Below are 20,030 nucleotides of genomic sequence, written 5' to 3'. Positions count from 1 at the left end.
GGTGACCGCGATCGGGGACCGGCCGCAGATGCTGGCCGAGGAGTTCGAACACATCGCGCAGGCGGCCGGGCGCGAGGGCATCCGGATGGAGTTCATCCACGGGCGGATCGGAGTCAAGGCAGTCCCCGACGGGGACCACGACGAGATCATCCGCTGGGTGATGAAGCAGTGCATGCAACAGCGCCCCGACCTGTGGCTGTACCCGGAACGCGGACTGCGGGTGGAGACCTACCGCAAGGGCCACGCCAAGCCGGACGGGGTGCTCGCCCCGGAGGGCAGCTTCGCCGGCCAGGGCGAGTGGGCCTCCGCCGACCGGGCCGTGATGGTGGTCGAGGTGACCTCGTACGACACCGACACCGACACCGACCGCCGCGACCGGGACGAAAAGCCCCGTGCCTACGCGGGGACCGGCATCCCGGTCTACCTGCTGGTCGACCGGGACAGCTGCGAGGTGCTGGTCTGCAGCGAGCCCGAGGACGGGTCCTATGTGAACCTGGTGCGGCGGCCGTTCGGCAAGACCGTCGACCTGCCCGATCCGGTCGGGATCAGCCTGGAGACCGAGCCGTTCAAGGCCTGGGTGCGCTGACCGCCGCTCCGGGCACCGGACCGTACGTGGCGTGCGCGGCCCGGCACGTGCCGGAGGCGGTCAGGGCGGCGGCGATCGCGGCGGCGGCCTCGGCGTCCTTGGCCAGGAAGGCGCAGGTCGGCCCGGAGCCGGAGACCAGGGCCGCCAGGGCGCCGGCCTCGGTGCCCGCGTGCAGGGTGTCGGCGAGCGAGGGGCGCAGCGACAGGGCGGCGGCCTGGAGGTCGTTGGCGAGGGCGGCGGCGAGGGCGACCGGGTCGCCGGTGGCCAGGGCCGCGAGCAGCGCCGGGTCGGCGTCCGGGGTGGGCACCTCGGCCTCGGAGGATCCGGTGCCGGCCTCCTCGCGCAGGCGGTCGCACTCGCGGAAGACGGCGGGCGTGGAGAGGCCGCCGTCGGCGACCGCGAACACCCAGTGGAAGGTGCCCTCGACCGGCAGGGCGTCCAGGATCTCGCCGCGGCCGCGGCCCAGCGCCACGCCGCCGAGCAGGGCGAACGGCACGTCGGAGCCGAGCTCGGCGGCCAGCTCCAGCAGGGTCTCGAACGGGGTGTCCAGGCCCCACAGGGCGTCGCAGGCGACCAGGGCGGCGGCGCCGTCCGCGCTGCCGCCGGCCATGCCGCCGGCCACCGGGATGGCCTTGGCGATGTGCAGGTGGACGCCGGGGTCGGCCAGGCCGTGGTGCGCGGCGAGCAGCCGGGCGGCGCGGGCCGCCAGGTTGGTGCCGTCCAGCGGGACGGAGGCCGCGTCCGGGCCGGTGCAGGAGAGCGTGACGCCCTCGGCGGGCTCCGCGGTGACCTCGTCGAAGAGGCCGACGGCGAAGAAGACGTTGGCCAGGTCGTGGAAGCCGTCGGCGCGCAGGCCGCCGACCCCGAGCTGGACGTTGACCTTGGCGGGGACGCGAACGGTGATCATCACGGGGCCTCGGGCTTGTGCTCGGCGATGGCGGCGAACTGCTCGACCGTCAGCATCTCGCCGCGCAGCTTGTGGTCGATGCCGGCGGCGGCGAGCGCCTGCTCGGCGCCGGCGGGCGAGCCCGCCCAGCCGGCCAGGGCGGCCCGCAGGGTCTTGCGCCGCTGCGCGAAGGCGGCGTCGACGACGGCGAACACCTCGGCGCGGGTGGCGGTGGTCTTCGGCGGGTCGCGGCGCACCAGCGAGACCAGGCCGGAGTCGACGTTCGGCGCGGGCCAGAAGACGCTGCGGCCGATCGCCCCGGCGCGCTTCACGTCGGCGTACCAGTTGGCCTTGACCGACGGCACGCCGTAGACCTTGTTGCCGGGCTTGGCGGCGAGCCGGTCGGCGACCTCGGACTGCACCATCACCAGGGTGCGCTCGATGGTCGGGAAGGTCGCGAGCATGTGCAGCAGGACGGGCACGGCGACGTTGTAGGGGAGGTTGGCGACCAGCGCGGTGGGCGGCGGGCCGGGGAGCTCGGTGACCTCCATGGCGTCGCTGAGCACCAGGTCGAAGCGGTCGGCGCGCTCGGGCATCCGGGCGGCGACGGTGGTCGGCAGGTGCTGCGCGAGCAGCGGGTCGATCTCCACGGCGGTGACGTGGGCGGCGACCTCCAGCAGGGCCAGCGTCAGCGAGCCGAGGCCGGGGCCGACCTCCACCACGGCGTCCTCGGCGGTCACCCCGCCGGCCCGGACGATCCGCCGCACGGTGTTGCCGTCGATGACGAAGTTCTGCCCTCGCTGCTTGGTCGGCTTCACGCCGAAGGCGGCCGCCAGCTCACGGATGTCGGCGGCGCCCAACAGGTGGTGGTCGGGGGCGGGTGCGGGATCGGTGCTGCTCACCCCGCAAGGATACGGGCGGGCGGGGGCTCGGAGTTCGACGACCTGCTCGGGACCGATCCCCGCGGAGGGCGGCGGCGTGGCAGGGGTCGGCCGGGCCCCGGGGCGGCGGGCACGTCCGGCGGCGGACACCGCGCCGGTCCGGGGTGTCCGGCGGCACCGGGCGTACCGCCGGATCACGACGTCCCCCGGGTGTCAGTACCCGAACGCGCGGGCCGTGTTCGCCGCGATCGCGGTGGCCATCTCGTCCTCGCCGATGCCCCGGTGGGCGGCCATCGCCCGCAGGGTGACGGGGATGAGGTAGGGCGCGTTGGGGCGGCCGCGGAACGGGTGCGGGGTCAGGAAGGGTGCGTCCGTCTCGACCAGCACACGGTCCAGCGGGGTCACCGCCAGGGCCTCGCGCAGGGCGTGGTTGGCCTTGTAGGTGACCGGGCCGGCGAAGGAGAGGTACCAGCCGTGCTCGGCGCAGACCTTCGCCATCGCGGCGTCGCCGGAGTAGCAGTGGAAGACGGTGCGCTCGGGGGCGCCCTCCTCCAGCAGCAGGGCGATGACGTCGTCGTGGGCGTCCCGGTCGTGGATGACGAGCGCCTTGCCGTGCCGCTTGGCGATCTCGATGTGGCGGCGGAAGGACTCCTTCTGGATGTCGACGCCCTCCGGCCCGGTGCGGAAGTAGTCGAGCCCGGTCTCACCGACGGCGAGCACCTGCGGGAGCGCGGCGAGCGCGTCGATCTCGGCGAGCGCGTCGTCCAGGGCTTTCGCCCCGCCGGGTGCGCGGTGCTGCCCGGACCACCCGTCGGGGTCGCCGAGGAAGATCCGCGGCGCCTCGTTGGGGTGCAGGGCGACGGCCGCGTGCACGGCCTCGAACTCGGCGGCGAGGTCCGCCGCCCAGCGGGAGCCGCGCACGTCGCAGCCGACCTGGACGACCGTGGTCACGCCGACCGAGGCGGCCCGGGCGAGGCCCTCGGCCGGGGTGCCGTCCTGCATGTCCAGGTGGGTGTGCGAGTCGGCGACCGCCACGGCCAGCGGCTCGGGCAGCGGCGGCGGGGTCGACCGGTCGTCGTTCTTCCCGGCCATCAGGAGGCGGGCTTCTCTTCGAGGCGGGGGAACAGGATGTCGCCCTTGGTGACGATGGCCCCGGCGGGCAGTCGGCCCCAGTCGGCGACGGTGCCGATGGTCTGCGCGCCGAGGGCGCCGAGCGGCGCCTCGGCACCGAGGGAGTCCCACAGCTTCTGCGCGGTGGCCGGCATCAGCGGGTTGAGCAGCACCGCGGTGGCGCGCAGCGCCTCGGCGGCGGTGTAGAGGATGGTGGCGAGGCGGGCCTGCCCCTCCTCCGAGGTGTCCTTGGCGACCTTCCACGGCTCCTGTTCGGTGAGGTAGCCGTTGACCTGCTTGACGAACTCGAAGATCGCCGCGATGCCGCCCGCGAAGTCCAGCTCCTCGCCGATCTTCAGGTCGGCCTGCCCGGCGGCCTTCACCAGGCCGTCGGCGACGGCCTGCTCGGCGGCGCCCGCCGCGGTGGCGGCCGGCAGCGAGCCACCGTGGTACTTCCCGACCATGGCCGCGACCCGGGAGGCGAGGTTGCCGAAGTCGTTGGCGAGCTCGGAGGTGTACCGGGCGGTGAAGTCCTCCCAGGAGAACGAGCCGTCGGTGCCGAAGGGGATCGCCCGCAGGAAGTAGTAGCGGTAGGCGTCCACGCCGAAGTGCGAGGTGAGGTCCTGCGGGGCGATGCCGGTCAGGTTGGACTTGGACATCTTCTCGCCGCCGACCATCAGCCAGCCGTTGGCGACGACCCGCTTGGGCAGCGGCAGGCCGGCGGCCATCAGCATGGCGGGCCAGATGACCGCGTGGAAGCGCAGGATGTCCTTGCCCACCAGGTGGACGGAGGCCGGCCAGAGCCGCTCGAAGCGCTCCTGGTCGGTGCCGTACCCGGCGGCGGTGATGTAGTTCTGCAGCGCGTCCACCCACACGTAGAGGACGTGCTTCTCGTCCCAGGGCAGCGGCACGCCCCAGTTGAAGGTGGAACGGGAGATCGAGAGGTCCTGCAGGCCCTGCTCGACGAAGCGCAGCACCTCGTTGCGCGCGGAGGCCGGCGCGATGAAGTCCGGGTTGGCGGCGTAGAACTCCAGCAGCTTCGGGCCGTAGGCGGAGAGGCGGAAGAAGTAGTTCTCCTCCTCCAGCCACTCGACCGGCTTCTTGTGGATCGGGCAGAGCTTCTCGTCGTCGGTGGCGCCGGGCAGCAGTTCACCGGGGAGCTTGTACTCCTCGCAGCCCACGCAGTACGGGCCCGAGTAGCCGCCCTTGTAGATCTCGCCCTTGTCGAAGAGGTCCTGGACGAATTCCTGCACCCGGTCGGTGTGCCGCTGCTGGGTCGTCCGGATGAAGTCGTCGTTGGCGATGTCCAGGTGCTGCCAGAGGGGCTTCCAGGCCTCCTCGACCAGCCGGTCGCACCACTCCTGCGGCGTGACGCCGTTGGCCTCCGCCGTGCGCAGGATCTTCTGGCCGTGCTCGTCGGTGCCGGTGAGGTACCAGACGCTCTCGCCGCGCTGGCGGTGCCAGCGGGTGAGGACGTCGCCCGCGACCGTGGTGTACGCGTGGCCCAGGTGCGGGCGGTCGTTCACGTAGTAGATCGGGGTGGTGACGTAGTACGCCGGGTCCGCGGAGGACGGAGCCCCGGTGGTGCTGTGGTCTGCAGTGGCCGCCATGCCTGGGAATCCTAGTCGCGCCCGGAGTCCGCCCTCGACCGGCGAGGGCGGGAGCGGGCCCCGGTGCGACGGGCGCCGGAGGTCAGTCGGCGCGGTGTCCGAAGAACTGGTACCAGCGGCGGCGCTGACCGCTCGGCACGGCGGCCGGGGCCGCCGGGGCCGCCGGGGCCGGGCTGTCGGCGGGCTCGGCGTGCGAGGAGAACCCGGGGGCGTGGTGCACCGAGTGCTCGGCGCTGGCCACCCGCCCCTCGCGCATGATCCGCACCTTGTGCCCGCCGCAGCCGGGGCAGGTCGGCTGGCGCAGCGGCGAGGGGACCCGGACCCCGTTCGCCTTGTACTCGAAGACGATGCGACCCTCACGGTCCGCGTGGTGCTCGATGTCGTAGGCCTGTTCCCAGCCGTAGCCGCAGCTCAGGCACGCGAACGAGTAGGCCTCCCGCACGGTCTCCACGGCGGTCGACGGCCGGGTGGTCACTCCGCCGCCGGTGGGCGTGTTGCCAGTCAGAGGGCTACCGATCGTCTCGCTCATAGCCGTCTCCCAGTGCCCGCCGGACGGTCGTCCGGCTCGGGTCTTTCCATCCGAGGGGTTCCCGCGGGGAACGCTTCCTTACCCGACTTGTCAAGTCTTGGACGTGCGTTGGTGAGACCTGTACGAAGCCGGCTGCGGGGCCCCGATCGGGGGCTCCCGCCCTGGTGTTCCCCTCCACGGTACGCGCGGTGCGGGCCACCGGCACCCTTCCCGGCCTGCGGCTGCGGGAGCCCGTACGGGCCGGGTGTCAGCCGGCGTTCTTGGCCGCGACGACGGCGTCGAACACCTCGCGCTTGGGCAGCGCGAGCTCGGCCGCGACGGCGGCGATCGCCTCCTTGCGGCGCTCGCCGGCCTCCTCCCGGACGGCCACCCGCCGGGCCAGCTCGGCCGGGCCGACCGCGGCGGGCGCGGCCGGCGGGGCGCCGGCCACCACCACGGTGATCTCGCCCCGGACGCCGTCGGCGGCCCAGGCCGCCAGGTCGCCGAGCGGGCCGCGGCGGACCTCCTCGTACGTCTTGGTGAGCTCCCGGCAGACCGCGCCCGGCCGGTCCGCGCCGAAGGCGGTGGCCATCGCGGCCAGCGTCTCGGCGATCCGGTGCGGCGCCTCGAAGAAGACCATGGTGCGCGGCTCGGCGGCGACCTCGGCGAGCTGCCGGGCCCGGTCCCCGGTCTTGCGCGGCAGGAAGCCCTCGAAGGTGAAGCGGTCGACCGGCAGGCCGGAGAGGGCGAGCGCGGTGAGCACGGCGGACGGCCCGGGCACCGCGGTGACCTTGATCCCGGCCGCGACCGCGGCGTCCACCAGGCGGTAGCCCGGGTCGGAGACCGAGGGCATCCCGGCGTCGGTGACCAGCAGCACCCGGGCACCGCCGACCAGCGCCTCCACGAGTTCCGGGGTGCGGCCGACCTCGTTGCCCTCGAAGTAGGAGACGACCCGGCCGGCCGGGGTCACGCCGAGCGCCTGGGTCAGCCGGCGCAGCCGGCGGGTGTCCTCGGCCGCGATGACGTCCGCGCCGGCCAGCTCGGTGAGCAGTCGGGGCGGGGCGTCGGAGACGTCGCCGATGGGGGTGCCTGCGAGAACGAGTACTCCTGTCACGGGCCCATCCTTGCAGGCGGACCGCCCGACGGGAGAAGCGTGACGAACCGGGCAGCTTCGGAGGGGGCCTCCTCCTGCCCGGAGTACGCCCCTACGATGTGGCGCGTGAGCGGCGACACGGCACCTGAGGCGCCCCTGGGCGCGGACCACACCGACCAGGGCGGGGTGGCCCTGCTGAGCGCGCCCGCGGCGGAGCCGGACGGCGCGCCGTCCGGCGTGGATCTGCCCGCGCCGCGGGAGGCGGAGCCCGAGCTCTCCGGGTGGCAGCGGCAGCTGGCCCGGTACGGCTACCGGGCACCGGAGCGGCCGACGGTCGCCGAGAGCCTGGTGCCGCCGATGCCGGACGGGCCGGGGGTGACCCCGGACGTGGTGCCGCCGTCCCCGGTGCTGATGCGTCTGGGCCTGCGGCTGCCGGACCGCCTCTGGTCCTGGCTGTGCTACTGGTCGGGGTGGCTGGGCCCGGCCGCGGTCGCGCTGTTCGGCGGCGTGCTGCGGCTGTGGCAGCTGGGCTCGCCGCACGCGCTGATCTTCGACGAGACGTACTACGCCAAGGACGCGTACGCGCTCTGGCAGGGCGGCTACGAGACCAGCTGGGGGGACGACGCCAACGGCAGGATCCTCGCCGCGAACCCGTCGGTGCCGTACCGGACGGACCCGGCGTACATCGTGCACCCGCCGGTCGGGAAGTGGCTGATCGGCCTGGGCGAGCAGATCTACGGGATGAACCCGGTCGGCTGGCGCTTCATGACCGCGCTGCTCGGCATGGTGTCGATCCTGATGATCGCCCGGATCGGGCGCCGGCTCTTCCGTTCGACCCTCCTGGGCTGCGTGGCCGGGCTGCTGCTGGCCGTGGACGGCCTGCACTTCGTGATGAGCCGGGCGGCGCTGCTGGACCTTGTGGTGATGTTCTGGTTCCTGGCGGCGTTCGGCTTCCTGCTGCTCGACCGCGACCGGACGAGGGGGCTGCTCGCCGAACGGCTGGAGCAGGCCCCGGCCGGGGACTGGCTGTTCCTGGGGTGGCGGCCGTACCGGCTGGCGGCGGCGGTGTCGCTGGGCCTGATGTCGGCCACCAAGTGGAGCGGCATGTACGCGCTGCTGGCCTTCGCCCTGCTGAGCGTCTGCTGGGACATCGGGGCCCGCCGGCAGGTCGGCTGCCGGAACTGGGTGCTGTTCGGCCTGTGGGACGCGCTGGTGGCCGGCCCGGTGATGCTGGCGCTGGCCGTCGTGACGTACATCGCCTCCTGGACGGGCTGGTTCCTGAGCAGCACCGCTCCGGGCAAGGGCGGCTACGGCCGGGACTGGGCGCTGCACCGCGCCGGCCTGTCGCCGGACCACCTCTTCGGGCTGAAGCTGCCCCAGGTCGACCTGAGCTGGGTGCCGGCCGGGCTGCGCAGCCTGTGGCACTACCACGCCACGATGTACGACTTCCACGTGCACCTGACGAGCCCGCACACCTACCAGTCGAACCCGTGGAGCTGGCTGGTGCTCGGCCGGCCGGTGTCCTACTTCTACGAGTCGCCGAAGCTGGGGCAGTCCGGCTGCAAGGTCTCCGAGTGCGCCCGCGAGGTGCTGGGGATCGGCACGCCGGTGCTGTGGTGGGCGGGCGTGGTCGCGCTGGTCTACTGCCTGTACCGCTGGGCGGCGCGGCGCGACTGGCGGGCGGGTGCGGTGCTGTGCGGCCTGGCGGCGGGCTACCTGCCGTGGTTCGGCTACCAGCAGCGGACGATCTTCCTGTTCTACGCGGTGGCGTTCGTGCCGTTCCTGGTGCTGGCGGTGACCATGATGATCGGCGCCATGATCGGCCCCGCCACGGCGGGCCGGGACCGCCGGCTGGTCGGCGGCGCCGCGGCCGGGCTGCTGGTCTTCGCCGTGGTGTGGAACTTCCTGTACTTCTATCCGCTGTTCACCGGCCAGACCATCCCGATGGAGGACTGGCGGGCCCGGATGTGGTTCACCACCTGGATCTAGCCGCGCCGGGCGGCACCGCTCCGAGCGGTGCCGCCCGGCGTCGACGCGGTGGTCGGGTCAGCGCACGGTGATGGTGTCGTGGGTCGCGGGCACCGAGCGGCCGGCCGGGACGGGCATCCGGAAGCCCACCCAGGAGTCGGCCATCCGCTGGACCTGGTTCGGGGTGAACTGGAACATGCAGGGGTCGTCCGTGTAGTCCATGTAGTTGTGGAACGGGTTGTACGGGCCGGGGACGGCGATGGTCGGACAGCCGGAGGCCGCGTACGCCTCGGGCGGGGTGTCGGAGATGTAGTCGCCGGGAACGCCGCAGCCGTTCTCGAAGGTGTGCAGCAGGTTGAGCCAGTGGCCGACCTCGTGGTCGGCGGTCTTGCCCTCCATGGCGCCGCCGCGCGCGCCGGGGATGGTGTCCCACCCGATCAGGGCGAAGTCCTTCTCGGCCGCGCCGCCGGGGAAGGACGCCTGGCCGAGGAGTTCGAGGCCCTCCGGGGTGCTCGGGTTGGCGACGTACAGGTTGAGCTCGTTGAGGCCGCCCTTGTTGAGCGACTTCTTGATGGTGTCGAACCGCGGAGTGTCGACGACGAGCTGGAAGTCGTTGGCGGTGTAGTCGGTGTCGGCCAGATTGAAGCGGAACGGGGTGTCGGGGCTCTGTGCGTCCCCGCTGAACGCACGGTTCAGCTCTGTCATCTGGGAGGCGATCTCGTCCTCGGTCAGCCGGGTCTCCGGCCGCGCGGGGTCGAAGAGGACGTGGACGTGGACGGGGATGGCGACGCTCCCGTTCGGCACGTCCGCGTGGAGTTCGTTGGGGGGCCCGGGCAGCTCCAGCGGCGTGTAGAGCCCCTCGCGCTCCTTGAGCGCGTCGGCGAGGTTGCGCTCCTGACGGGCCGACTGCTCCAGCGTCGGGTCGTCGGCGCTGCCGTCCTTCACGGCACCGCCGAAGCCCTCGCGCGGGGGCTCGACACAGAGCGTGCGCTGGCGGGTGGCAGCAGAGGCGTGCACGGCCGGTGTGATGGCCACCAGTCCGATACTTGCCACCAAGGTCGCGGCCAGGGCCGCCGTCGATGACCTGAGCACTACAAATCCACCGATCCTCTCGTATGACGGTAGGGGCGCATCGCCCCTGTCCGGTCAGCGTCACCACGGACGGGCCGAAGCGGCGTGACGGCGCCCCAACACGCCACGGTTCCCACCCGAACGGTCCCCGCACGGTCGCCCGAACGGCCCCTGGCGCCACCGGACGGAGCGGATCCTGGCCCCGGCACGTCATGTGACGGACAGTCAGGTACGGCCGTGCGGCGCGAGCCCGGCGCGGCACCGCATCGCGGGTGTGTCACAACTGGCGGATGTGTCGTGAGTGCACGGAACTCTTGTGCTAACGGTGGTGGTCAACATCATCCGCATCACTCGGGGGACTCATGCACAAGGGCGTCGTGATAGGCATCGCGGTCGTGGCCACCGGCATGGCCGGGATCGCCGGCTACGGGGTCTACAACATCGCGACGGCGGTGACCGGCGGCTCGACCGCCCAGCACGCCGGGCCGAGGACGGTGGTCGACCAGCCGCCGACCGCGCAGCAGGCCGCCGACGTGGAGAAGGCCTTCCTGGACGCCTGGGCCAAGGGCGACCTGGAGGCGGCGGGCGCGCTCACCGACCAGCCGGGCGAGGCGACGGCGGCCCTGACGGCCTTCCGGACGAAGGTCAAACCCAGCGCCGTCACCTTCACCCCGGGGGCGGGGCAGCCCGCGCCGGGAGCCTCCCCGGCGGCCGGGTCCTCCGCCGCCCCGGCCGCGCACCAGGTGCCGCTGACCTTCTCGGCCAAGGTGGAGTTCACCGGCAGCACGGCCGCCTGGACGTACACCGGCTCGCTCGGCATGGTGAAGATGAGCGACGGCAAGGCCGCCGTGCACTGGGCGCCGTCGGTGATCCACCCGGCGCTGGGCACGGGCAGGACGATCGACGTCAAGCCGGTGTACGCACCCCCGGCTCGGTCAGCGACCGCAACGGCAAGCCACTGACGTCCTTCCCGTCGCTGACCGCGATCCTGGCGGGCTTCAAGCAGTCCGCCGCGTCCGCGCCGGGGGACGCGGGCAGCGGCGTGGTGGCCTCGTACGCCGACGGCACGGGCACCCCGGAGCGGCTGTTCACCATCACCGAGCCCAAGCCGGGGCCGCCGCTGAAGCTCACCATCGACGCGAAGCTCCAGCAGGCCGCGGAGGAGGCGGTCAAGGAGCAGTCCCAGGGCGGCACCAGGGCCGCCTCGGTGGTCGCCGTCGAGCCCTCCACCGGCAACATCCTGGCCGTGGCCAACAGCCCGGTGGGCGGGAACCGGGCCTTCACCGGCGGCACGGCGCCCGGCTCCACCATGAAGGTGGTCACCGCGGCGGCCCTGCTGGAGGCCGGCGTCACCCCGGACACCCCGATCGCCTGCCCGGCGGCGACCACCGCGGGCGGCCAGCAGGTCAAGAACGACTTCACCGAGGCGCACCTGGACTGGAAGTTCCGGCAGGACTTCGCCGAGTCGTGCAACACCGCCTTCATCAACACCGGCCACGACCGGCTCCAGCCGGACTCGCTGCCGCGGATCGCCAAGGAGGTCTTCGGGCTCGGCCTGGAGTGGCACACCGGCGTGACGAACTTCGACACCTCCATCCCGACGGTGTCGAACATCAACGCCGAGCTGCCGGAGTTCATCGGCCAGGGCGCGATCCGCACCAACTCGCTGGCCATGGCGTCGGTCGCGGCGACCGTGCAGAACGGCACCTTCCACCAGCCGGTGCTCGTCCCCGGCATGACGGACGGGGTGGCCACCGCGAGCCGCAACCTCTCGTCCTCGGTGCAGAAGGCGCTGAAGTCGATGATGGTGACGACCGCGCAGAGCGGCACCGCGGCCGAGCCGATGGCCGGCATCCCCGGCGTCGGCGCCAAGACCGGCACCGCCGAGGTCGACGGCCAGGGCACCCACGCCTGGTTCGTCGCCTACCGCGGCGACCTCGCCGTGGCGGCCGAGGTGGAGAACGGCCAGCACGGCGCCACCACCGCGGGCCCGGCCGCCGCCAAGCTGCTGCGGATCGGCAACTGACGGACAGGAAACCGACGGATCGGCGACCGGCCCCGGTCAGCCCCGGCCGTAGACGGCGGCGACGTTGTCGACGGCCGGGTGCACCCGGCCGGCCGGGCCGGCCGCGAACAGGGTCAGCACGTTCTCGGTGACCCGCCGCACCAGGTCACCGGCGTGCGCGTCCATGCCGTGGTCGGCCCGGGTGCCGCCGATCCCGTTGGCGTCCAGGGCCTCCACCCAGCGCATCGTCCCGCTGGCGAAGATCCCGGCACCGCCGGGCGTCGTCCAGTACGCGGTGTCGGCGTAGCTGTGCCGGCTCTCGCAGACCACCGGCGAGTGGGCGACGATCTCGATCGGGCGGGGGTGGGGAAGCCGGTGTTCACCCGGTCGTACTCGACGCCGACCAGGTGCGGGAAGGAGTCGCCGGCCTTCACCCCCGTGCCGGCGAACAGCCAGTGGCCGGGCGAGGTGACCACGTACGGGGCGTCCACCGGGTAGCCGTCGTAGATGACGCCCAGCAGGGAGCTCTCCGGGTCGGCGCCGGGCGCGGACCGGAAGTCGGTGGTGGCGGCCTTGCCGGCGCGGTAGCCCGGGTCCTCCTTCCAAGCGCCCTTCCAGCAGACCACGACCCGGTCCGCGCCGAGCTCGGACGGCTCGTAGCGGACCCGGCGGAAGCAGCAGTTGGCGCCCAGAACGGCCAGGTTGGTGCCGGCGTCGCGGGCCGCCTCGACGTGCCGGCGCTGCTCGTTCGACCAGTACTCGTCGTGGCCGAGCGAGAGCACGGCGGTGGCGCCGTGCAGCAGGGCGGCGTCGGCGGCCAGGTCGACGGTGGTGGTGTACGCCAGCGGGAGGCCGAGGCGCTCGGCGAGGGCGATCAGCGGTGCCTCGTAGACCAGGAACAGCCCGGCCCCGTCGTCGTAGGCGTACGGCCGGTCGAAGGTGACCTGCAGCGAGCGGGTGGCGAGGCCGCCGCTCGGGCCGTTGTACAGGTTGTAGCCGGCCCACTCGTTGTAGGCCTGCCAGGTGGTGACGGCGTTCACCACGACGGTGCGCCCGGCGGTCGTCCGGGAGCGGACGGTGACCGGCACGAACCGCTGGCCCGAGCCGTCCTCGGCGTCCAGCCGGAGCAGGTAGCAGCCCTCGGGCCAGCCCCGGGTGTCCACCGTGGTGGTGCGCTTCCAGCCGGTGCGCACCATCCGGGTGCCGGGGTCGACCGAGGGCGCCTGCTGGCGGGTGCCGGGCAGCGCGTCGGAGTGCCAGACCAGGCGGGCCCGGGCGCCGCCGTACCAGCCCATCCGGTAGGCGCGGATCCGGAACGCCGGCGCGGTGGTGGAGACGTACAGGCCGAAGCTCTCGCCGGGCAGCACGCTGACCCGGTCGGCGAACCCCTCGATGGCGTCCCGCGGGCCGGCCTTGGTGACCGGCCAGTCGGCGTTGCCGGGCAGGGCGTTCTCGGCGTGGGTGCCGGTCGGCGCGGGGCGGGCCGCGGTCGACGCCTGGGCCGGGGCGGGCTTGCCGGGACGGTCCCCCGACCCGGTGTCGCAGCCGGTCAGCCCCGCCGCGCCGAGGGCCGCCATCCCGAGGAACTCCCGCCGTCCCGCGGCCCGTCGCATCCGCCCAGTCATCCTGCCCGCTCCCCTGCCCGTCACCTGTGCTGACTCATCGTCGCTCACCGCACGGGGTGCCCGCAGCCCGGGTCACACCTGCACGAGGCCGGTCACCGGCCGGGCGGCCGGGCGGGGCGGCGGCCCGGTGACGCTGCGGGAGGCCAGCCGCGGCCAGAGCGCAAGCACGGCGGGCAGCGCCAGGTAGCCGAAGCGGCCGGCGGGGGCCAGCACGAACGCGACGGTCAACCCGGCCGCCAGCAGGTCGCAGGCGGCGATGGCGGAGGCCGGCGGGTAGGCGAGCAGCCAGCACGCGACCACGAGTCCGCCCAGGCCCAGCAGGACGAGCGAGACCAGGTGGCCGGTGGGGCCGAGCTCGGCCAGCATCCGGCCGGGCAGCGGGCTGCCGGCCGGGGTCCGCACGGCGGCCAGGCCCAACGGGAAGCGGACGACCTGCTCGCGCATCCGCGGGCCGGCGGTGACCGCGAACGGCAGCACGAGCGCCCCGGCGGCCGTCAGCGCGACGGCGGCGGTGCGGGCCGCGGGTCGCCGCCCGTAGAGCCGCCAGATCAGCAGGGCGGCGACCGGCAGGGCGGGCCAGGCCGTCCACTTGAGACTGCACGCGAGGGCGAGGACCAGCCCGGCGGCGAGCGTGCGCTCCCGGGCGGCGAGGGCCATCGCCAGGCAGCAGACGCCGATCAGCGGCAGGTCGACGCCGCCGACCGAGAGCGCCAGCGCGATCAGCGGCGAGGAGGTGAGCACGGCCAACGGCAGCAGCGCGGCCCGGTCCCGGGCGGCCCGCAGCAGCCGCCAGCTGCCGAACATGCAGCCGAGGAAGGTCAGCGCGAACCAGATCCGGGCGTCGCCGAGCAGCCGCGCGAGGACACCGCCGGTACCGAGGACGGCCCGGGGCAGCCCGAAGACGGCCATCACCGGCAGGTACGGGTTGTAGTCGGCGGCGTGCACGGGGGCGGCGAGGTACGGGTCGCCGGTGTGCAGCAGCAGGTGTGCGGCGCGTTCGACCACCATCACCTCGGACTGGTGGCGGCCGGTCGCGGCCAGCAGCACCAGCGGCAGCAGCACGGCGCCGGTCAGCGCCACCGCGGCGGCCGCCCGCGGCGCCCAGCGCCGGGGCAGCAGGACGCAGCACAGCCCGGCCAGCGCGTAGGCAGGGGCGGCGAGCGTGCCCCAGAGCACCTGGTACGGCTGGTCGGAGACGAGCGGGAAGGCGGCCGCCCAGCCGCCGGCGACGGTGCAGCCCAGCAGTTGCACCCAGCGGTGCGCGGCCAGCCGGGCCGCGGTCGAGCGGCTGTCGGACCGCTGCCGGGGGACACGGCCGGCGCCGCCGGTGGCGGCGGCGCCCAGCAGGGCGCAGCGCTCCGGTTCCGGGAGGTCGGGCGTCCGAGAGCTCACCATGGCAGAGAGCGTATGGTCTGCGCAGCGTGAGCGCCCGGTGACCGTGCGGCGCGTCCCGCGGCATTGACGCGGTCGGCGCAGGGCCGGTGTCAGCCGTGGGCGAGGACGGCCTGCATGACGGCGCGGGCGATGGGGGCCGCGATGCCGCCGCCGGTGACGTCGGTGGCCTCGCTGTCGGCGACGACGACGGCGACGGCGACCGGCGGGACGGCGTTCGAACCGTCGGGGCGGGCCCAGGAGATGAACCAGGCGTACGGGGTGCCGCTGTTGTCGACGCCGTGCTGGGCGGTGCCGGTCTTGCCGCCGACGGTGGCGCCGGGGATCCGGGCCCGCCGGCCGGTGCCGTTCTCGACGACGTCGACCATCAGCTGCTGGACCTGCCCGGCGACGGAGCCGTTCATCGCCCGGCGGTACACCTCGGGGTGCATCAGCTGGATGGGGGTGCCGTCGCTGCGGGTCAGTCTGTCCACAAGCTGTGGACGCATCACCGTGCCGTTGTCGGCGACGCCGGCCGCGACCATTGCCATCACCAGCGGGGTGGCGGCGGTGTCGTACTGGCCGATGGCGGAGAGCGCGACCTGGGAGGCGTTCATGGTGGTGTCGATGTTGGAGCGGGCGGCGCGCACCGGGGTGTCGAGGCGGGCGTCGTTGAAGCCGAAGTTCTCCGCCATGGCGGTGAGGCCGTTCAGGCCGGTCTTCACCCCGAGGTAGCCCATGACGCTGTTGCAGGAGTTCACCATCGCCTCGGTGAGGGTGATCCCGGTGCCGTCGCAGGCGGAGGTGTCGTTGACCAGTTCGGTGGTGGTCCCCGGCAGGATGTACGGGGAGGGGGCGCCGACGGGTGCGTCCGGGTCGGTGACGACGCCGCCGGCCAGCGCGGCGGCGGCGGTGACCACCTTGAAGGTGGAGCCGGGCGGGTAGATCTGGCGCAGCGCCCGGTTGAGCATCGGCTGGTCGGCGTCGGCGTGCAGCCGGTCCCAGGCGGCGCGGTCGGCGGCGGAGGTGCCGGCGAAGCTGCCCGGGTCGTAGGAGGGGTGCTGGCCAGGGCCAGGATCCGGCCGGTGGCGGGCTCGATGGCGACGACCGCGCCCTTCTGGCCGCCGAGGCCCTGGAGGGCGGCGGCCTGGGCATCGGTGTCGAGGGTGGTGTCGACGTCGCCGCCGGGGTTCTGCCGGCGGGAGAGGGCGTCCCAGACCGCCCAGCCGGAGAGCCGGTCGTCGGTGCCGGACAGCAGGTCGTCGTAGATGCCCTCCAGCTGGCTGTTGCCGTAGGTCTGCGAGGAGTAGCCGGTGACGGCGGCCCAGCGCGGGCCGTCGGTGTAGGTGCGCTTCCAGTCGTACCGGCCGCCGGTGGCGGTGGATCCGGTGACCGGCCGGCCGCCGACGAGGATGTTGCCGCGCGGCTGGTCGTAGCGCTGGACGGCGAGCCGCTGGTTGGCCGTGTTGTGGTCGAGCGAGTCGGCTTCGAAGACCTGGATCCTGGTTGCCTGGGCGGCGAGCGCGACGATCAGCAGCAGGCAGAAGGTGCCGGCCCGGCGGCCGGTGGTGGAGATGCCGGGGCGGCCCTGCGCCACGTCGCGGTCCTCGCGGGGGTTCACCGGTCGGCCTCGGTCCTGGGCCGGCGGGCGGTGTCGCTCATCCGCACCAGCAGCGCCACGATGATCCAGTTGGTGACGACCGAGGAGCCGCCCTGCGCGATGAACGGCAGCGTCATCCCGGTGAGCGGGATCAGCGCGAGCACACCGCCGGCCACCACGAACACCTGCAGGCCGACGATGGCGGCGAGCCCGATCGCCAGCAGCCGCCCGAACGGGTCGCGCAGGGCGATGCCGGTGGCGAAGCCGCGCGAGATCAGCAGCGCGTAGAGCAGCAGCACGGCGACCAGCCCGACCAGGCCGAGTTCCTCGCCGACGGTGGCCAGGATGAAGTCGGACTTGGCGGCGAAGCCGATCAGGATCGAGTGCCCGAGGCCGAGCCCGGTGCCGAGCAGCCCGCCCCAGGCGAACGCGAACAGCGACTGGGCGATCTGGTTGGCGCCGGCGCCGCGGGCGATCGAGCCGAGCGGGTCCAGCCAGTCGGTGACCCGGCTGTGCACGTGCGGCGACAGCCAGCCGACGCCCACCGCGCCGGCCGCGGCGAGGAACAGCCCGATGGCGATCCAGCCGCTGCGGGCGGTCGCCACGTACAGCATGACCACGAAGAGCCCGAAGAACAGCAGCGACGTCCCGAGGTCGGTCTCCAGCACCAGGACGCCGACGAACGCGGCCCAGATCAGCAGGACGGGCCCGAGCACCCGGCCGCGCGGCAGCTGGAACCGCCAGATCCGGCGGCCGGTCAGCGCGAGGGCGTCCCGGTGCACGGCGAGGTACGCGGCGAAGAAGACCGCCAGCAGCACCTTGGCGAACTCGCCGGGCTGGATGGAGAACGGGCCGATGGTGATCCAGATCCGTGAGCCGTACACCGGCGGGAAGAAGATCGGCAGGACCAGCAGCACCAGGGCCACCAGGGCGAAGATGTACGCGTACCGCTGGAGCCAGCGGTGGTCCGGCAGCAGCAGCACGACGGCGAGGAACAGCGCCACCCCGAGCGCCGACCAGAGCAGCTGGGTGGGGGCCGCCGTGTGGTGCGGGGTGGCCCGGTCCAGGCGGTAGATGACGACCAGTCCGATGCCGTTGAGCAGGACGGCGATCGGCAGCAGCAGCGGGTCGGCCCAGCGTGCCCGGCGGCGGACGGCGAGGTGGGCCAGGAGGGCGAGCACGCCCAGGGCGGCGCCGTACTCGGCGGCGTCCGGCGGCGGCCGGCCGTCGATCGCCGCCCCGACCTCGACATAGCCGAGGACGGCGATCAGCACCGCCGCGACCACCAGCACGAGCTCGGTGTTGCGGCGGCTGCCCGGCGGGCGGACGGGCACGGGGGCGTCCGCGGCCAGGGCGGAGGGAGAGGCCACGCGGGCTTCCTGTCAGGCGGGTTCGGGAGGGGCGGCGGCGGCCGACCGGCCGGGGCGGCGGGGTTCGCTCCCCGGCCCCGGTGGGCCGGCGGCCGGCCCGGTCACCCGGCCGCGGTCGCCTGCGCGGCCTTGACGGCGTCGACCAGGTGCTCCTCCTGCTCGGCGCTGAGCGAGGTCTGCAGGATCTCGCCGCCGTGCCGGGCGAGCGCCGGGACGACCTTGTCCGCGGTGGCCGAGCGGACGAGCAGGAAGACGGCGGCAGAGCCCGGTTCGAGCTTGTGGCCGACCTCCTTCATGAACTTGTCGTCGACGCCGACGTCGGTCGCGGACCCCACCGCGGCACCGGTCGCGCCGCCGATCGCGGCCCCCAGGAACGGCATGAAGAACAGCAGGCCGATCACCCCGCCCCAGAGCGCGCCGGACGCGGCGCCGATGCCGGTCGTGTTCACCGCCTGGTGCAGCTTGATCTTGCCGTCGGGCCGGCGCTCGACGACGACGATGTCCTCCAGGTCGATCAGCTTCTGCTTCTGCAGACCGATCGCGTCGTCGCGGACCTGCTGGGCAGTGGCCACGTCGGGGTAGGCGATGGCGAAGAGGTTGCTCACGCGCGGGGTCCTTCCAACTCGTCGAACGTGCGGGCCGGGGAACGGCCGGGCCCGCACCGCTGCTGATGTCGGCAGCCTAGCGACGATTTGGCATATTTATAGGTGTTGATGGCGGTGTGTCCGATATTGGGACTCACTCGCTGCGCCGGTCGGCCAGCACCGCCGCCACGGCCACCGCGGCGGCCGCGAGCAGCACGGACAGCGCCAGCGCCGGCGCGATCCCGCCGGCCAGGTCGACCCGGCCGTCGCGGGCGCCGAGCACCAGGCCCCGGACGACCGTGCGGCCGGGCGATCCCGGCAGCAGCAGGACCAGGACGGTGCCGCCGAGCGTCAGCAGGATGCCGTACGTCCGGTCCGCCACCACCGGGCGGCTGCCCAGCGCGCCGACGGCCAGCCCCAGCAGCAGGCAGGCCGCGGTGGCACCGACGGCGGCCGCGGCCACGGTCGCCGGGCCGACCCGGGTGCTGGTGCCCTCCAGCAGGGCCGCCGCCGCGCCGGCCACGGCGGGCCCCAGGGCGGTGATCAGGGCCGCCAGCAGCGCGGCCAGGTGCACCCGGACGCGGCCGGCCGCGGCGGCCCGGCAGGCCCGTGCGGCGGCCGGCTCCGCGGTCAGCGCGATGCGCACGCACCACGCGGTGACCGGCAGCAGGAGCCCGGCGCTGTACGCGCAGCCCGACAGCGGGTCGTCGCCGCCCGAGATGCCGAGGACGAGCAGGATGCCGTAGCAGAGGAAGGGCGGCAGCCAGCGCCGGGAGCGCAGCAGCAGCTCCAGGTGATGACGGGTCAGCGCGTTCACCGGGCCTCCCCGGCGAGGGCGTCGGCGACCGCCACCGAGCGGACGTGCACCGTCCGGCCACCCGCGAGGAGCCGGCGCAGCAGCGCGTCCGAGGAGACGGCGGAAACCTCCAGCACCGTCACGCCGCCGGGGCCCGCGGTGCGGACCGGCCGTCCGGGCAGCAGGTCGGCGGGCGGCACCGGCCCTTCGACCTCGATCCGCACCGTCGGACCGCCGGGCCGGCCGGGGGATCACCGGGGCGCAGTGCGCCCGCGTGCACCGCGTACCCGGCGGTGACCTGCCCCGCGAGGCGCTCCGGGTCGTGGTCGACGAAGAGCACCCGTCCGCCGGCGGCCGCGCGTTCGGCCACGGCATCGTCGAGTTCGGCCCGGGCGGCGCCGTCCAGGCCCGTCCAGGCCTCGTCGAGCACCAGCAGGTCGGCCTCGGCGAGCAGCGCCTGGGCGACCGCCACCTTCTGGCAGGTGCCCTTGGAGAGCCGGCCCAGCGGGGTGCCCGTCCGGTCGGCGATGCCGAAGCGCTCCATCCAGTGGGCGGCGCGGCGGGCCGCCTCGGCCGCGTCCAGGCCGTGGACGCGGCCGAGGCTGCGCAGGTAGCCGCGGACGTCGAACGGCAGCGCGGGCGGGAAGCGCTCGGGCACGTACGCGCGCCGGGCCGGCAGGGCGGCGGCGCCCTCGGTGGGCCGCTCGACGCCGGCCGCGATCCGCAGCAGCGTGGACTTGCCGCTGCCGTTGCGGCCCTCGATCCGGACGACCTCGCCGGGCGCCACCGCGAGCCCCACCCCGCGCAGGATCCACGGGCCGCCCCGGCCGTACCTGCGGCCCACCCCCGTCAGCCTCATCGCACGCTCCTTCCGCTGCCTCGGAGCCTAGTGCCGCGTCGGGCGACCTCCGCCCTGTCGCGGTGCGAAAGCCGCCTGACGCGGCACCAGTTCGTGCAGGCCGGCGC

Annotated in this window: 15 protein-coding genes and 3 pseudogenes; 4 read left to right on the top strand and 14 right to left on the bottom strand. The window is 74.1% G+C overall.

Translation table 11 applies throughout. From position 1 onward, the window contains the following. The first annotated feature begins 1 nt into the window (after nucleotide 1). Nucleotides 2-586 (top strand): Uma2 family endonuclease, encoded by a 585-nt coding sequence (locus ABEB13_RS24030; RefSeq protein WP_345707144.1) that lies wholly within the window; start codon nucleotides 2-4, stop codon nucleotides 584-586. Here the strand turns inward: ABEB13_RS24030 and ABEB13_RS24025 are convergent. The 6 genes from ABEB13_RS24025 to rsmI form a co-directional block, all read right to left on the bottom strand. After that, nucleotides 567-1,493, bottom strand: coding sequence for a 4-(cytidine 5'-diphospho)-2-C-methyl-D-erythritol kinase (locus ABEB13_RS24025; RefSeq protein WP_345707143.1), 927 nt, complete (start codon nucleotides 1,491-1,493; stop codon nucleotides 567-569). The two genes, ABEB13_RS24030 and ABEB13_RS24025, sit on opposite strands and share 20 nt — an antisense overlap. Continuing rightward, a complete protein-coding gene (rsmA, locus tag ABEB13_RS24020) occupies nucleotides 1,493-2,374 on the bottom strand; it encodes a 16S rRNA (adenine(1518)-N(6)/adenine(1519)-N(6))-dimethyltransferase RsmA (protein ID WP_345707142.1) in 882 nt (293 codons plus the stop codon). The genes ABEB13_RS24025 and rsmA overlap by 1 nt, the downstream gene beginning before the upstream one ends. A gap of 192 nt (nucleotides 2,375-2,566) precedes the next feature. Further along, the gene (locus tag ABEB13_RS24015) at nucleotides 2,567-3,445 is read right to left on the bottom strand and encodes a TatD family hydrolase (RefSeq protein WP_345707141.1); all 879 of its coding nucleotides are present in this window, start codon (nucleotides 3,443-3,445) and stop codon (nucleotides 2,567-2,569) included. Beyond that, nucleotides 3,445-5,073, bottom strand: a complete 1,629-nt coding sequence (gene metG, locus ABEB13_RS24010; RefSeq protein ID WP_345707140.1) for a methionine--tRNA ligase — start codon at nucleotides 5,071-5,073, stop codon at nucleotides 3,445-3,447. Before metG ends, ABEB13_RS24015 begins: the two co-directional genes overlap by 1 nt. An 82-nt stretch (nucleotides 5,074-5,155) precedes the next feature. Continuing rightward, nucleotides 5,156-5,602 carry a hypothetical protein gene (locus ABEB13_RS24005; protein WP_345707139.1) on the bottom strand — a complete coding sequence of 149 codons (447 nt, stop codon included), beginning with the start codon at nucleotides 5,600-5,602 and terminating at the stop codon, nucleotides 5,156-5,158. A 247-nt stretch (nucleotides 5,603-5,849) separates the two neighbouring features. After that, nucleotides 5,850-6,695, bottom strand: a complete 846-nt coding sequence (rsmI, locus tag ABEB13_RS24000) for a 16S rRNA (cytidine(1402)-2'-O)-methyltransferase (protein WP_345707138.1) — start codon at nucleotides 6,693-6,695, stop codon at nucleotides 5,850-5,852. A gap of 216 nt (nucleotides 6,696-6,911) precedes the next feature. Here rsmI and ABEB13_RS23995 point away from each other — a divergent pair, with 216 nt between their 5' ends. Then, entirely contained in the window at nucleotides 6,912-8,663 is a 1,752-nt protein-coding gene (locus tag ABEB13_RS23995) for a dolichyl-phosphate-mannose--protein mannosyltransferase (protein ID WP_345709800.1), read from the top strand. Nucleotides 8,664-8,720: 57 nt separating this feature from the next. Here ABEB13_RS23995 and ABEB13_RS23990 read toward each other — a convergent pair whose 3' ends face one another. Continuing rightward, nucleotides 8,721-9,677: a zinc metalloprotease gene (locus tag ABEB13_RS23990; RefSeq protein ID WP_345707137.1), complete on the bottom strand. Its 957-nt coding sequence runs from the start codon at nucleotides 9,675-9,677 to the stop codon at nucleotides 8,721-8,723. Between the two features lie 398 nt (nucleotides 9,678-10,075). Between ABEB13_RS23990 and ABEB13_RS23985 the strand changes: the two genes are divergently transcribed. Continuing rightward, a complete protein-coding gene (locus tag ABEB13_RS23985) occupies nucleotides 10,076-10,675 on the top strand; it encodes an NTF2-like N-terminal transpeptidase domain-containing protein (RefSeq protein ID WP_345707136.1) in 600 nt (199 codons plus the stop codon). Nucleotides 10,676-10,755: 80 nt separating this feature from the next. After that, nucleotides 10,756-11,739 (top strand): penicillin-binding transpeptidase domain-containing protein, encoded by a 984-nt coding sequence (locus tag ABEB13_RS23980; RefSeq protein WP_345707135.1) that lies wholly within the window; start codon nucleotides 10,756-10,758, stop codon nucleotides 11,737-11,739. A gap of 255 nt (nucleotides 11,740-11,994) precedes the next feature. Here ABEB13_RS23980 and ABEB13_RS23975 read toward each other — a convergent pair. From ABEB13_RS23975 to ABEB13_RS23945, 7 genes and pseudogenes are all read right to left on the bottom strand, one after another. Beyond that, nucleotides 11,995-13,013 (bottom strand): annotated as a pseudogene (locus ABEB13_RS23975) (N,N-dimethylformamidase beta subunit family domain-containing protein); the annotation flags it as partial. A gap of 402 nt (nucleotides 13,014-13,415) precedes the next feature. Then, nucleotides 13,416-14,738 carry a hypothetical protein gene (locus tag ABEB13_RS23970; RefSeq protein WP_345707134.1) on the bottom strand — a complete coding sequence of 441 codons (1,323 nt, stop codon included), beginning with the start codon at nucleotides 14,736-14,738 and terminating at the stop codon, nucleotides 13,416-13,418. 89 nt (nucleotides 14,739-14,827) lie between these two features. Beyond that, a pseudogene (locus ABEB13_RS23965) lies at nucleotides 14,828-16,290 on the bottom strand (penicillin-binding transpeptidase domain-containing protein). Nucleotides 16,291-16,331: 41 nt separating this feature from the next. After that, nucleotides 16,332-17,684 (bottom strand): FtsW/RodA/SpoVE family cell cycle protein, encoded by a 1,353-nt coding sequence (locus ABEB13_RS23960; protein ID WP_100888833.1) that lies wholly within the window; start codon nucleotides 17,682-17,684, stop codon nucleotides 16,332-16,334. A gap of 101 nt (nucleotides 17,685-17,785) precedes the next feature. Beyond that, the gene (locus ABEB13_RS23955; RefSeq protein ID WP_345707133.1) at nucleotides 17,786-18,289 is read right to left on the bottom strand and encodes a DUF1269 domain-containing protein; all 504 of its coding nucleotides are present in this window, start codon (nucleotides 18,287-18,289) and stop codon (nucleotides 17,786-17,788) included. Nucleotides 18,290-18,422: 133 nt separating this feature from the next. Beyond that, nucleotides 18,423-19,085 (bottom strand): ABC transporter, encoded by a 663-nt coding sequence (locus ABEB13_RS23950; RefSeq protein WP_345707132.1) that lies wholly within the window; start codon nucleotides 19,083-19,085, stop codon nucleotides 18,423-18,425. Beyond that, nucleotides 19,082-19,923: pseudogene (locus tag ABEB13_RS23945) on the bottom strand (ABC transporter ATP-binding protein). The gene ABEB13_RS23950 and the pseudogene ABEB13_RS23945 overlap by 4 nt, the downstream one beginning before the upstream one ends. Nucleotides 19,924-20,030 lie beyond the last annotated feature (107 nt).

Source organism: Kitasatospora paranensis (genome assembly GCF_039544005.1).
Taxonomy (GTDB): domain Bacteria; phylum Actinomycetota; class Actinomycetes; order Streptomycetales; family Streptomycetaceae; genus Kitasatospora; species Kitasatospora paranensis.
The sequence above is the reverse complement of the archived record's forward strand: the minus strand, read 5'-3'. Positions and strand labels throughout refer to the sequence as shown.

Excerpts from the sequence above, each read along its gene's own strand:
- ABEB13_RS24025 (WP_345707143.1), bottom strand. The coding sequence starts at position 1,493 with ATGATCACCGTTCGCGTCCCCGCCAAGGTCAACGTCCAGCTCGGGGTC.
- ABEB13_RS24015 (WP_345707141.1), bottom strand. The coding sequence starts at position 3,445 with ATGGCCGGGAAGAACGACGACCGGTCGACCCCGCCGCCGCTGCCCGAG.
- metG (WP_345707140.1), bottom strand. The coding sequence starts at position 5,073 with ATGGCGGCCACTGCAGACCACAGCACCACCGGGGCTCCGTCCTCCGCG.
- ABEB13_RS24005 (WP_345707139.1), bottom strand. The coding sequence starts at position 5,602 with ATGAGCGAGACGATCGGTAGCCCTCTGACTGGCAACACGCCCACCGGC.
- ABEB13_RS23985 (WP_345707136.1), top strand. The coding sequence starts at position 10,076 with ATGCACAAGGGCGTCGTGATAGGCATCGCGGTCGTGGCCACCGGCATG.
- ABEB13_RS23970 (WP_345707134.1), bottom strand. The coding sequence starts at position 14,738 with ATGGTGAGCTCTCGGACGCCCGACCTCCCGGAACCGGAGCGCTGCGCC.